Annotated in this window: 11 protein-coding genes and 4 tRNA genes; 2 read left to right on the top strand and 13 right to left on the bottom strand. The window is 45.5% G+C overall.

Features of this window, described 5'->3' with window-relative positions:
• Positions 1–130 precede the first annotated feature (130 nt).
• Entirely contained in the window at positions 131–1447 is a 1317-nt protein-coding gene (locus B7360_RS23950; protein WP_005395372.1) for an adenylosuccinate synthase, read from the bottom strand.
• A 172-nt stretch (positions 1448–1619) separates the two neighbouring features.
• On the opposite strand from B7360_RS23950, the gene B7360_RS23945 reads away from it, so the two are divergent.
• Positions 1620–1805, top strand: coding sequence for a DUF2065 domain-containing protein (locus tag B7360_RS23945; protein WP_085344843.1), 186 nt, complete (start codon positions 1620–1622; stop codon positions 1803–1805).
• Positions 1806–1867: 62 nt separating this feature from the next.
• Here B7360_RS23945 and hflC read toward each other — a convergent pair whose 3' ends face one another.
• From hflC to tsaE, 8 genes are all read right to left on the bottom strand, one after another.
• The gene (gene hflC, locus B7360_RS23940) at positions 1868–2848 is read right to left on the bottom strand and encodes a protease modulator HflC (RefSeq protein ID WP_005395373.1); all 981 of its coding nucleotides are present in this window, start codon (positions 2846–2848) and stop codon (positions 1868–1870) included.
• Positions 2849–2850: 2 nt separating this feature from the next.
• The gene (hflK, locus tag B7360_RS23935) at positions 2851–4056 is read right to left on the bottom strand and encodes an FtsH protease activity modulator HflK (RefSeq protein WP_005395374.1); all 1206 of its coding nucleotides are present in this window, start codon (positions 4054–4056) and stop codon (positions 2851–2853) included.
• A 45-nt stretch (positions 4057–4101) separates the two neighbouring features.
• Entirely contained in the window at positions 4102–5391 is a 1290-nt protein-coding gene (hflX, locus tag B7360_RS23930) for a ribosome rescue GTPase HflX (RefSeq protein WP_005381380.1), read from the bottom strand.
• 38 nt (positions 5392–5429) lie between these two features.
• The gene (hfq, locus tag B7360_RS23925) at positions 5430–5693 is read right to left on the bottom strand and encodes an RNA chaperone Hfq (protein ID WP_005381379.1); all 264 of its coding nucleotides are present in this window, start codon (positions 5691–5693) and stop codon (positions 5430–5432) included.
• Positions 5694–5886: 193 nt separating this feature from the next.
• Entirely contained in the window at positions 5887–6819 is a 933-nt protein-coding gene (gene miaA / locus B7360_RS23920) for a tRNA (adenosine(37)-N6)-dimethylallyltransferase MiaA (protein WP_005395375.1), read from the bottom strand.
• The gene (mutL, locus tag B7360_RS23915) at positions 6816–8828 is read right to left on the bottom strand and encodes a DNA mismatch repair endonuclease MutL (RefSeq protein WP_085344842.1); all 2013 of its coding nucleotides are present in this window, start codon (positions 8826–8828) and stop codon (positions 6816–6818) included. The genes miaA and mutL overlap by 4 nt, the downstream gene beginning before the upstream one ends.
• Before the next feature lie 18 nt (positions 8829–8846).
• Positions 8847–10562 carry a LysM peptidoglycan-binding domain-containing protein gene (locus tag B7360_RS23910; RefSeq protein WP_085344841.1) on the bottom strand — a complete coding sequence of 572 codons (1716 nt, stop codon included), beginning with the start codon at positions 10560–10562 and terminating at the stop codon, positions 8847–8849.
• Positions 10556–11020, bottom strand: coding sequence for a tRNA (adenosine(37)-N6)-threonylcarbamoyltransferase complex ATPase subunit type 1 TsaE (gene tsaE, locus B7360_RS23905; RefSeq protein ID WP_005395381.1), 465 nt, complete (start codon positions 11018–11020; stop codon positions 10556–10558). Before tsaE ends, B7360_RS23910 begins: the two co-directional genes overlap by 7 nt.
• A 277-nt stretch (positions 11021–11297) precedes the next feature.
• On the opposite strand from tsaE, the gene queG reads away from it, so the two are divergent.
• Complete coding sequence (queG, locus tag B7360_RS23895) at positions 11298–12425, top strand: tRNA epoxyqueuosine(34) reductase QueG (RefSeq protein ID WP_085344839.1); 1128 nt, start codon at positions 11298–11300, stop codon at positions 12423–12425.
• Between the two features lie 619 nt (positions 12426–13044).
• Here queG and B7360_RS23890 read toward each other — a convergent pair.
• The 4 genes from B7360_RS23890 to B7360_RS23875 all read right to left on the bottom strand — a co-directional run bounded on the left by B7360_RS23890 (position 13045) and on the right by B7360_RS23875 (position 13517).
• Positions 13045–13121 (bottom strand) — tRNA-Met (locus B7360_RS23890).
• A gap of 59 nt (positions 13122–13180) precedes the next feature.
• Positions 13181–13256 (bottom strand) — tRNA-Gly (locus tag B7360_RS23885).
• Positions 13257–13329: 73 nt separating this feature from the next.
• Positions 13330–13405: transfer RNA gene (locus tag B7360_RS23880), tRNA-Gly, on the bottom strand.
• Positions 13406–13441: 36 nt separating this feature from the next.
• Positions 13442–13517: transfer RNA gene (locus B7360_RS23875), tRNA-Gly, on the bottom strand.
• Between the last annotated feature and the right edge of the window lie 9 nt (positions 13518–13526).

Raw genomic sequence — 13526 nt, 5'->3', positions numbered from 1 at the left:
TCCACTATATGCCTACGATGTTGGCTATGCAATAAAAAGGCAGATTTCTCTGCCTTAATACACATTATACACCCTTTAAGTTACTATATATAACAGAAAGTCGGCTTTTGCAATCTTTAACGACTATCAATTAAGCTTCGAATGGATGAACCTTGATGATAGTTTCGTTGCGGTCAGGACCTGTTGAAATGATATCTACAGGCACACCTGTTAGCTCTTCAATACGCTTGATGTAGTTAAGAGCCGCTTGTGGTAGATCTTCTAGCGCTTTAGCACCGAATGTGTTCTCAGACCAACCAGGCATTGTTTCGTAGATTGGCGTTGCTTTTTCGAATGCTTCAGCAGCCATCGGAGAAACTTCTAGCACAGAGCCATCTTCCATCTTGTAACCAGTACAGATTTTTAGCTCTTCTAGACCATCTAGTACGTCTAGTTTAGTTAGACAGAAACCAGATACAGAGTTGATTTGGATTGCACGACGCATAGCAACAGCATCGAACCAACCTGTACGGCGTAGACGACCAGTTGTCGCACCGAACTCGTGGCCAACTTCACCTAAGTGCTTACCAATTGGATCTTGCTTATCTAGACCATCGTATAGTTCTGTCGGGAATGGACCTGCACCAACGCGAGTACAGTACGCTTTCGCGATACCCAAGATGTAACCGATGTGACGAGGACCAAAACCTGAACCTGCAGCAACACCACCAGCAGTCGTGTTAGAAGACGTTACGTATGGGTAAGTACCGTGGTCGATATCAAGTAGCGTACCTTGTGCACCTTCGAACATGATCTTATCGCCGCGCTTACGTGCTGCGTCTAGTTCATCAGTTACGTCGATAACCATTGAAGTAAGTAGCTCTGCGTAGCCTTTTGCTTCTTCAAGCACAGCTTCATAGCTTACTGGTTCAGCTTTGTAGAAGTTAACTAGTTGGAAGTTATGGAACTCCATGACTTCTTTTAGCTTCTCAGCGAACGATTCCATATCGAATAAGTCGCCAACGCGTAGACCGCGACGAGCAACTTTATCTTCGTATGCTGGACCGATACCACGACCTGTTGTACCGATAGCTTTTTTACCGCGAGCGATTTCGCGAGCTTGGTCCATTGCAACGTGGTAAGGAAGAATTAGCGGACATGCTTCAGAAATGAAAAGACGCTCGCGTACTGGAATACCGCGCTCTTCAAGAGGTTTCATTTCTTTAAGTAGAGCTTCAGGTGATAGTACAACACCGTTACCGATAACACATTTTACGTTATCGCGAAGGATACCTGATGGAATTAAGTGAAGAACGGTTTTTTCACCGTCAATTACGAGAGTATGACCTGCGTTGTGACCGCCTTGGTAGCGTACCACGTATTTTGCATCTTCAGTTAAAAGGTCTACGATTTTACCTTTACCTTCGTCACCCCATTGGGTGCCTAGAACGACTACGTTATTTCCCATCTTTCCAAGTCTGATTGCTAGTTAAAAATGGATTCTAGCACCGAATCACGCTTCTTGCAGTCATTTTTTGTTCACAGAGTTGCTACCAGAATGTCATCTTGCTGCTTTGCTCATTTTGAAATCAGCATATCACTGATAGTATTTAGTTTTCTTTATTCGACTGGAAAGCGGTATGTCTGAATCCATATGGTTGGCGATTGGGCTCGTCTTGATCGTAGAAGGCACTGGACCACTCATTGCTCCAAACGGTTGGCGGAATATGGTGGCTCAATTAAGTGAACAGCCCAACAATCAGCTACGACGCATCGGTGGCTGCCTAGTAGTTGCTGGAGCCGTAATCGCCATAATGATGAGCTAGCACTTAGCATCAGATACAAAAAAGGCTCCCTAAGGAGCCTTTTGTTTCATTTGACGCTGAGATTATTTCTCCATGCCGCCCTTCGACTGGTTCATGTATTGGAAGAACTCACTCTTCGGATCAAGTACCAGGATATCGCTCTTAGAGCTGAAGGACTTCTCATACGCACGTAGCGAACGTAGGAAGCTAAAGAATTCAGGGTCTTTGTTGTATGCTTCAGCATAAATCTTCGCTGCTTCTGCATCCGCTTCACCTCGTGTTACACGAGCAGTCTTATCAGCTTCAGCTAGAATGGTTGCCACTTCTAGCTCAGCTTGAGCACGAATAACTTCCGCTTTCTCACGACCTTGAGAACGGTGCTTACGAGCTACAGACTCACGCTCTGCACGCATACGACGGTAGATAGACTCACTGATTTCATCAGGCAGGTTGATTTTCTTCATGCGGAAATCAACAACACGAACACCCAAGTCTTTCATCGCGCTTTCACGCGTGTCTTTCAATACTTCAGACATAATTAGGTCACGTTCACCATCAATCTCAAGCGCTTCACGTGCCGCTTCAGTTGCGACAACATCTGCACTTGCATCTTCTGGTAGTACATCATCGTTACGTGGACCAGATACAATCTGTTTGATTTCACGAGCACCGATTTCAGAACGAAGCACATCCGTTACTTTACGCTCAAGTAGTGCCTCCGCCGTTAGCGAATTACCACCGCCTGTCGCTAGGTAGTAACGACCAAAGTCTTCAATACGCCACTTCACGTAGGTATCAATAATAACGTCTTTTTTCTCAGACGTTACGAAACGGTCTGCACGGCCATCCATCGTTTGGATACGTGCATCAAGTTGTTTCACACGGTCAAACAGAGGCATCTTGAAATGCAAACCAGGCTCGTAAATTCGAGTGATGTCGTTGTTGTCTTTAAGAACACGACCAAATCGAACCACGATACCGCGCTCACCTTCAGGAATCACAAACAAAGACATCAACATTAATGCCAGTGCGATTACCAATACAGGGATCATTAACTTACGCATTCTTAGTATCTCCCTTGACGTGAACCTGTTGAACGAGACTGCGTGTTCGAAGTGTCTTCTTGTGTACGCTCAGACTCCAGTTGAATTTGATCGTAGGTTGAAGATGACTTCGATTTACGTTTTGTGTCTGCCTGACCTTCTTGGCCCGCCAACTTATCGATTGGAAGGTACAGAAGATTGCCGCTTGATTCAGAGTCAATCAACACTTTCGAAGTGCTTGAGTACACTTCTTCCATTGCGTCGATGTACAGACGGTCACGCGTTACACCTGGTGCCGCTTGGTATTCTGGTAGTAGTTTTTCGAACTGTGCTACCTGACCAAGAGCCTCGTTAGTGACACGTTCATTGTAACCTTGCGCTTCTTTCTTCAAACGTTCAGCACGACCCGTTGCCTTCGGCAAAATTTCGTTCTTGTATGCTTCAGCTTCACGGATGAAACGCTCTTCATCCTCACGAGCTGCGATTGCATCATCAAACGCATCTTTCACTTGCTCTGGTGGACGCGCAGACTGGAAGTTTACGTCAACAAGTACCAGACCCATATCATAGCTATCAATGATTTGGTTCAGTGTTTCTTGCGTAGTTTGACGAATTTGCTGACGACCACTGGTTAGAATGCTATCCATCAATGAGTCACCAATTACTGCACGTAGTGCAGAATCCGTTGCTTGACGCAAGCTATCGTCCGCATTGGTTACACGGTACAAGTATTTGTACGGGTCAGTCACTCGGTACTGAACATCCATCGCGACTGTTACGACGTTTTCATCTTTAGTCAGCATTAGACCAGATGCACGTAGTGAACGAATCGCTTGTACGTTTACCGCTTCGTATTCATCAATAAAACGAGGGCGCCAGTTAAGGCCTGGGTCTACGATACGATCGTATTTACCTAAACGCAGCACAACACCACGCTCTGCTTCACCGATGGTGTAAAAACCAGCGAAGAACCAAACTGCAACAGCAATAAGAGCAATCACGCCAAAGCCAATTGCACTACCACCACCGCCGCCGATTGGAGAACCACCGCCGCCTTTTTTACCAAACTTGCCACCCAGTTTTTGACTCAGTTTATTGAACACTTCATCTAAATCTGGCGGACCTTGATCTCGGCCACCAGGACGCTGGCCACCACGATTATTATTACCCCAAGGGTCATTATCGCGGCCATTGTTGCCGTTGTTATTTCCAGGCTCATTCCACGCCATTAGAAAGCTCCATCATTTGATATGACGTTATACTGTAGCAGTCCTTTAAGTGACTATAAAGCCAGTCAAAACTGCCCCTTCTCTTTTTTCAAGTCTAGACCAATCTACTTGCTGCATTCGAATATCGATCAACAAGTTACCATCCTGGTCATATTCCTCACGTTGAATACACTTCATTTGGAAGAAGGTACTACGGAATCGTCCTTGATACTGTGGAGGAATTCGCAACTGATGCTCGACCATTTGTGACGCCAGACGTTCCGTCAGAGCCTCAAACAGGACATCAATGCCCAACCCATCCATTGCTGAAACCCAAACTGCGCGAGGTACGCCTTCCTCGTCTCGTTCTATACGTGGTTTCTGCGAATCTAGATTGTCGATTTTGTTCATGACAACCAGAGTCGGCACTTCATGTGCATCGATCTCTTCTAGTACTTCATGAACAGCTTGAATATTCTCACGAAAACGCTCATCACTGGCATCAACAACATGTAACAAAATGTCAGCTTCTTGCGTTTCCTGCAAGGTTGCCTTGAAGGCCGCAACCAAGTCGTGAGGCAAATGTCGAATAAAACCAACCGTGTCAGCCAAAATGGCAGGCCCAACATCTGCTAACTCTATCTTACGTAAAGTCGGGTCCAAAGTAGCAAATAGTTGATCAGCGGCATACACGCCAGCTTCTGTAATACGGTTGAAGAGTGTCGACTTACCCGCGTTGGTGTAACCCACAAGTGAAACCGTTGGGATTTCAGCTCGATTTCGGGCGCGGCGCCCTTGTTCACGCTGCTTCGCTACTTTGTCTAAGCGTCGCAGGATGGCTTTGATTCTGTCACGCAATAAGCGACGGTCGGTTTCCAGCTGGGTTTCACCCGGGCCACGTAAACCGATACCCCCTTTCTGCCTTTCAAGGTGCGTCCAACCACGAATCAAACGAGTAGAGATATGACGAAGTTGAGCCAGCTCTACCTGTAGCTTACCTTCGTGTGTTCGAGCTCGTTGAGCAAAGATATCGAGAATAAGACCAGTGCGGTCGAGAACTCGACATTGGCACAGTGCTTCGAGGTTACGTTCTTGGGCAGGAGAGAGGGCGTGATTAAAAATCACAATTTCGGCACCTGTCGACTGTACCGCAGTAGCAATCTCTTGGGCCTTACCCTCTCCGACATAGTATTTCGGGTGTGGGGATTGACGACTACCAGTTACCACTTGTAGCGCCTCTACCCCAGCAGAAGAAACCAGCATTTCGAACTCAGCCAGATCTTCCCATTCACCTTCTTGCGTGAAGTTGATATGAACAAGTACGGCTCGCTCACCGGATTCATAACGGTCAAACAAGCAATCAACTCCTTATTTTAAAAATACTCGATGAAGAATTAATCTTCTGATTTCTCTTGTGGACGCTCACCTTGTGGACGTTCACCGCTGTGATGGCTCACTGGACGAGCCGGCACAACTGTTGAGATCGCGTGCTTGTACACCATTTGGTTAACAGTATTCTTCAGCAGGATCACAAATTGATCGAACGATTCGATCTGACCTTGTAGTTTAATACCATTCACAAGGTAGATAGATACCGGGATACGCTCACGACGTAGCGCGTTTAGAAATGGGTCTTGTAGAGATTGCCCCTTAGCCATTTTATTTTCCTTATTTAATTTGTAGTTGTAATTATTTAGCTAGTGGTGCAATGCAAAAGATACTGCTTTTGCATCTGAGCTAAACGAATCCAAAATGCACTCTAAGTAATTAGCAGCATAGTATAAAAACCGCCAACAACAGATCCTTTGAGAGTGCGTTCACGCAAAAACGATCACATTATACACAGCTATGTCAATCAGATGCTATTGCTTCCGACATCGTTTCTAATGCCTGTTCAATGTTCTCGCTATCCAACCAAGTTAAGTCATCCCAGCTGCGTAACCAGGTGATTTGACGCTTGGCCAATTGACGAGTCGCGCATACGCCACGAAATACTGCTTCGTCACGTGTACACTCCCCATCTAAATACTCCCACATCTGTCGGTAACCGACGCATCGTATGGAAGGAAGATCGGGGTGAAGATCTTTTCGCGAATGTAGCGCTTTCATTTCTTCTTCAAAGCCCGCTTCCATCATCTTTTCGAAACGAAGTTCAATTCGACGGTGAAGTTCTGCCCTATCCTTGGGAGCTATTGCAAACTGCTTGACTCGGTATGGCAGGCTTTCACCTTTCGTTTGAGTCAATTCAGTCAAAGTTTTACCTGAAATACGAAAAACTTCCAATGCCCGAGATAAACGTTGGGGATCATTGGGATGGATTCTCGCTGCTGACACAGGATCAACCTCTTTGAGTTCATCGTGCAACACTGACCAACCTTTAGTCAATGCTTCTTGTTCAATTTGCTGACGAATTTCAGGATTTGCAGCAGGAAGTGGGGATAAACCTTCAAGTAGCGCCTTATAATACAGCATTGTTCCACCCACTAAGAGTGGAATTTTTCCTTCTGCAACAATATCATCCATCGCTTTCAATGCATCACGACGAAAGTCGGCTACAGAGTAAGATTCGCTCGGATCCAAAATATCAATCAAGCGATGAGGCGCTAAACTTAACTCTTTTTCATCCGGTTTCGCCGTACCGATATCCATCCCTTTATAGATCAAAGCAGAATCAACACTGATGATCTCAACCGGGAACTTTTGACGAAGACGAATCGCCAACTCAGTTTTTCCTGATGCAGTTGGCCCCATTAAAAATAGCGCCAAAGGTAGTTTATCTGTCATGGTTTTAATTTGGCTATCGTGGCAGAGAAATCAACAGCGGATACAAATTTTGTATCTTCTAATGGCAATTGACCATCTCTTAGCTGTTCAAGTTCCGCAATAATTTGAATTGCTTCAGAAAAAGTATAATGACTCTTCACTGTCGTGACCTGCAATGCGAGCCAATCTATCAACTCAGACAGCATCTGAGCCGTTGCTATACCTTCCTTCACACAAGATTGCGCGTAAGATAACAGATCTGGTACTAGATTTTGTAAGTTTTGTTGACGTAGCGGCGCGGGAACGCCCATCACCATTAAGGCTTGCTCATTTCTCGCTTTCAATTGAATGCCAAGTAACGCCAAATCTTGTTGATAATCTTGAGCCAGCTTCACTAACTCGGCCTCTAACTTAATAGATAGAGGAACGAGTAGAGGCTGTGCTTTAAGCGCGCCATCGCTTGGAGTGAGCTGCCCTTTTACACGATAAAATTCCGCTCTAGGTAACGAGACTAACGCCGCCCCACTGTCACTGCTCATCAAAACAAATTGCTCATCGACCATCACTAGCGCTTTGCCTAGTGCATTAATCGATGGAAGTGATGCATGCGCAGTTGCCTTTTGGGGCTCTATCGGCGTTACGGGTTGAGACTCAAACTCTGGCGTTTTCAACAACTCGTGATAAGCGCGCACTTCTTGCTTGCTTGGTGCTGGCTCAACATGGCGCTCTTTATTGTGATTCGGCTTTGGTGCTGGTTTGGATTCCACCCAATCAGTACGCTTGAACGAGTCCGCAACGCGAGCTTCTCGCACGGATGTATCCCTAGGACTGCGATCGCGAGGTTTGACTTCATAATCACTGCGTCCAGGATAAGCCGGTGCACTTTCTATCGCTTGATAAACACGCTCTGGAACTGGTGAAGATGCTGGCCTTTGCACTTTTTCAGGCTCAGGCGAATGCTCAACCTCTTCGGACTCAGTCGGTTCCACACGATGAAATGCGGATTCATTAACCTGTGGTTTATCAATCACGGCGCTTTGCGCAAGTGCATCCGCCAAAGCTTGATAGATGAAATCATGCACTAAGCGAGCTTGGTGAAAGCGCACTTCATGCTTAGCGGGGTGAACATTCACATCTACCTGGTGCGGGTCTAACTCAATAAAGAGCACATAGGCAGCGAACTGATCTGGCTTTAAGCTCATTTCATAGCTTTGACGAATCGCGTGATTGATTAATTTGTCACGCATCATTCGGCCATTCACATAGCAATACTGTAAATCGCTTTGCTGCCTTGCTCCCTCTGGAGTGGTAATCCAACCATGTAGCTTTAACCCTTGATGCTCAAGCTCGATTCTGAGCATATGCCGCACAAACGCATTACCGCAGACAGCTGCAATACGTTTTTCAGTTTGAAGCTGATTTTTCGCCGCGCGATATTGACGGATGATCTTGCCGTTATGACGCACACTGATGGTGACATCAAAGCGACTTAACGCAATACGTTTCAATAACTCATCAATATGAGCAAATTCGGTTTTCTCCGTACGAAGAAATTTGCGACGCGCTGGAGTATTAAAAAATAAATCCAACACCTCAACAGTCGTACCAATCGGGTGCGCTGCAGGCTTAAGCTTCACCTGCATATCACGCCCTTCGGAGTAGGCACTCCAGGCTTCTTCTTGTGCCGCAGGACGCGATGTGAGCGTCAAACGCGAGACTGAGCTAATACTGGCTAACGCTTCACCGCGAAAACCTAGACTCATGATGGCTTCAAGATCATCCAAGGTATGTATCTTAGATGTAGCATGACGACTGAGCGCCAAGCCGAGTTCATCTTTCGCGATACCTTTGCCGTTATCACGAACACGAATCAGCTTTGCGCCTCCTTTCTCGATATCAATATCGATTCGAGTTGCGCCAGAATCAAGACTATTTTCAACCAGTTCTTTAATCACAGAGGCGGGTCTTTCGACCACTTCCCCAGCTGCGATTTGGTTTGCAAGTCTAGCTGGCAAAATTTTAATCGTCATAATGAGTTAAAAGCTCACCTACTTGTTTGGAATGATAAGAACTTGCCCAACCGCCAGCTGATCAGAGCGTAAGTTGTTCGCTTTACGAATGCTCGAAACGCTGACTCCGTATTTGGACGCTATTTTACCAAGGTATTCACCTCGAGAAACTTTGTGCTTACGGATCGGCTTATCTTTGACAGCGACGGTTATCTTCAACTTTTGTCCTACCCACAAGGTATCTGACTTCAAGTTGTTCTCACGGCGGATATCTGAAACCTTCACTTTATAGTGACTCGCGATCTTACCTAAGAACTCACCTGACTTAACCTTGTGAATAATGGTTTCTGTCTCAACAGTAATCGGTTTACTTGGCACTTTAATCGTGCCAGCAGAAGGGATTTTGAGCTTCTGACCAATTGCCAACCCAGTCGACTTCAAGTTGTTTGCCGACATCAGCGCTTTAGAGCTAAGCCCATATTTATTCGCAATCACCGATAACGACTCGCCACGTTTTACGGTATGCACCATTGGCTTCGCTGAAGGCGAGAATACCGTACCCTCTGGTGGATTATCTTTTAAGTACTTAACGACCGCCTTGGTGATCGCCTGAGCTAACTTATCTTGGTGCGCTCGTTGAAACAGCAACCGCTCTTCTGTTGGGTTAGAAATAAAGCCCGTTTCCACTAATACAGACGGAATCTGCGGAGAGCGTAAAACAGCAAGGCTAGTATTAATCGGCTTGGTGTTATGCAGGTGCGCAACACGCCCCATCTCACCAAGGATTTCTGTTGCCAGCTTATACCCTTCTTTTTGTGAATGACTAAACTGCAAGTCCAACAAAGTTTGGTTCACGTTACGATCTTTGGTTTTAGTGAAGAACGCATTACCCGAACCACCTAATATTTCAGATTGTTTCTCATGGTTCTCAACCCAGCGAGCAATTTCAGTATTTGCACGACGGGTATTCAGCACGAAAACCGAACCTCCGCGAGGCTTCGGTGATGTAAACGCATCAGCGTGAATGGAAATCAGTAAGTGCGCATCATTTTCACGGGCAATGGCTACACGACGGTTTAGATTCACAAAGTAATCTCCGGTACGTGTCATACGCGTTTTAATCCCAGGCGTAGCATCGAGCTGAGCAGCAATTTTTCGTGAAATACTTAATACTGCATCTTTTTCATACTTACGGCGTGAAGGGCCAATAGAGCCAGGATCTTCACCACCGTGACCAGGGTCGATAACGATCAAGACTTCTTGAGCTCGTTGTACTGAACTCATGTCTTTACTGGTCGCCGCTGGCTTGCTCGGTTTAGAGGCTGAAGTCGATGCTTTCTTACCGTGCGGCAGGTCAATCACCAAACGGTGACCATATTGCCCGCCAGGTGTTGGGCTTAATTTAAACAATTCCGCTTGAACGCTCTTTTTCAGTTCAAACACCAAACGATAGGTGCCCTTCTCTGGCGGAGAGCTTTTTCGAACTAGCTTTAAAACCGGGCTGTCCGTAACAGTAACAGGCAGTTTGGCCTGCATGGTCGTGCTTTTTAAATCCACGACAAGACGATCCGGTCCGGATAAAGAGAAATAGGAATAGTCAGCTTCCGAGCCTAAATCGATGACAACACGCGTTTCATCAGGAGAAGGCCAAACTCGAAAACTCTTAACGACGTTAGCAAATGCTAAATTGGGGATGAGAAGGAGAAAAGTGGCGACAAACGTCGCCACTACTCTAAAATTTGAAAAACTCAACATAGCTCCAATCGACTGAGTAACTGCACACCATAATCATTATTAGCTGTTAGTTCGGCTACACGCTGCTCACCTTGGTAGCGAATGTTCACATCAAGATCCGGTTGTGGCAACAAACCATGCCCTTTTTCAGGCCATTCAACCAAGCAAATTGCATCATCTGTGAAGTAATCTCGAATCCCCATGAACTCAAGCTCTTCAGGATCCGCAAGACGATAAAGATCGAAATGGTACACTTGCCACTGATCCAACTGATACGGTTCGACTAGAGTATAAGTTGGGCTTTTCACGTTACCTTGATGGCCAAGAGCACGGACAAAACCACGACTAAAGGTTGTTTTACCTGCACCCAAATCACCATGCAGATAAATTGTGGTTTGTTGCGAACAAAGGTGAGCCAGAGCGGTACCTAGTGCAACCGTTTCGTGCTCATCTTTTAAATTGAATTGTTTCGTGCTCATTGATGCTTCTCTAACTAATGATCGTTGACTATATAAAAATCAAAAGAACAGGAATAGTAAACCGTGTTGGTTTTGAGAGACAAGCTTTCAAATGTCATATGTGCGAAAAAAGTATCCAAGGAACGGTATCTTAATCACCTTAGTATCGACCTAGATTTAGAATATATGCAAATGACTTCAATAAGCAGTATTCACAGCATCAAAAACGTCTCTAACTGGGTAGCACCAAAGCCAGAGATCCGTTAAGATCCGCCCCCCTTTTATTCCGGTGGTTAGCATGAACTACGAACAACTCGCACAACAAATCAAAATTTGGGGAAAAGAGCTCGGCTTCCAAAAAGTTGGGATCTGCGACATTGATCTGAGTGAGCATGAAGCCGCACTGCAAAAATGGCTCGATGCAGGCTATCACGGCTCAATGGACTGGATGGCTCGTCACGGTATGATGCGAGCTAGACCCAATGAGCTACTCCCGGGAACCGTTCGTGTGATCAGCGTTCGGATGGACTACCTACCACCAGAAGCACAATTCGCTTCGAACCTAGCGAATAAAAATCATGCCTATATTAGTCGCTATGCATTAGGGCGTGATTATCACAAGCTCGTCAGAAAACAACTGAATAAACTTGGCAAACTTATTGAACAAGAAGTTGGTCAGTATGGTTACCGACCTTTCGTCGACTCCGCACCAATATTGGAGCGACCACTCGCCCAAAAAGCAGGCTTAGGCTGGACAGGGAAACATTCCCTGATTTTAGATCAAGACTGTGGCTCGTGGTTCTTTTTAGGCGAGTTACTTATCGACTTGCCACTTCCCGTTGACGAGCCAAGCGTTGATCAATGCGGTAAATGTAAAGCATGCATTACCTCATGCCCAACACAAGCCATCGTTGAAGACAAAGTTGTTGATGCTAGACGCTGCATCTCTTACCTCACCATCGAGTTCGATGGCGTGATCCCTGAAGAGTTTCGCAAGCCAATGGGTAACCGCATTTATGGCTGTGATGACTGCCAATTGGTTTGCCCATGGAATCGCTACGCCGACATAACGGAGCAGAGTGATTTCCATCGTCGCGATAGTTTCAAAAACCCGGATCTCGTAGACATGTTTAACTGGGATGAAGCGACTTTTCTAAAAAATATGGAAGGCTCCGCTATTCGTCGCATTGGTCATATACAGTGGCTGCGTAATATTGCTGTCGCACTTGGTAATGCAGAATACAGTCAACGAGTCATTGATGCGTTAGAAAGTCGACAAGGTGAAAATAAATTACTTGATGAACACATCAAATGGGCTTTGGCCGAGCAACTGAATCAACTCCCCATTGAGAATAAAGCATCTACAGAGACGAAAAAGCAGCGCTTAATAAGAATCGTCGAGAAGGGGCTACCAAGAGACGCATAGTGCGTAGTCTATATGCAAGAGATTGAAAGCACTTTTACATGTTCAATTCATGACCTTGTTCTCAATTTTGTAATGTGGAAAAAAATTTGAGATTCAAGAAAAACAAGCTAGCAGAAAAAAGTTAAACACAGCTTGGAGAAATGACTAGGATCAAAAAAATACCAGTTAATGATCGTATTTTAACGTATCCGATCCGACAAAAAACTTATTTTTCTCTTATTTAACAAAGACTTAATCAATATTTCGTTATTATTTCGACTTTCCTTCAGCGAAAAGATCTTTCTTCTCCATCGCAAAAAGTCAAGCTAAAAACACTTTATCAACTAACTTATCCACAGAACGACGTATGTGGATAACTCTGTTAATTAAAGTAGATAAAACATGCAGAACCTCATCATGCTTGTACGCCAGCCGATTCATATCGTGTTTTAAACACAAACGAAATCGTCCGACATCATATGATGCGGATAAAATTTAGTTTTTGGGGATTCATGCTTCGCAGCATTATGAAAAGAGCGATGTGATTGGTTGCGAGAAGCAGGAATTGAATCAAGCGGCGCATCCGTCGACGACTTAGGATTGTGCTAATAAATAAGCATTCAATCTATCGTCTTGTATTTGGTTGCGGGGGCCGGATTTGAACCGACGACCTTCGGGTTATGAGCCCGACGAGCTACCAAGCTGCTCCACCCCGCGTCCGAGTGCTTCATCTTTGTTGATGATGAAGGCTTTGCTTTCATTTATAAAAAAGAAACTGGAGCGACACACGAGGTTCGAACTCGTGACCTCAACCTTGGCAAGGTTGCGCTCTACCAACTGAGCTAGTGTCGCTTTTGTCACCGTTAAGCANCCAACTGAGCTAGTGTCGCTTTTGTCACCGTTAAGCACGATGAAGGCTATATATTGGAGCGACACACGAGGTTCGAACTCGTGACCTCAACCTTGGCAAGGTTGCGCTCTACCAACTGAGCTAGTGTCGCATTTCGTCACCGTTAAGCACGATGAGGGCTATATATTGGAGCGACACACGAGGTTCGAACTCGTGACCTCAACCTTGGCAAGGTTGCGCTCTACCAACTGAGCTAGTGTCGCATATTAACA

Source organism: Vibrio sp. ArtGut-C1, from assembly GCF_002105475.1.
Lineage (GTDB): Bacteria > Pseudomonadota > Gammaproteobacteria > Enterobacterales > Vibrionaceae > Vibrio > Vibrio diabolicus.
Note: the sequence above shows the minus strand (reverse complement) of the source record. Positions and strands in the feature narration are given on the sequence as shown.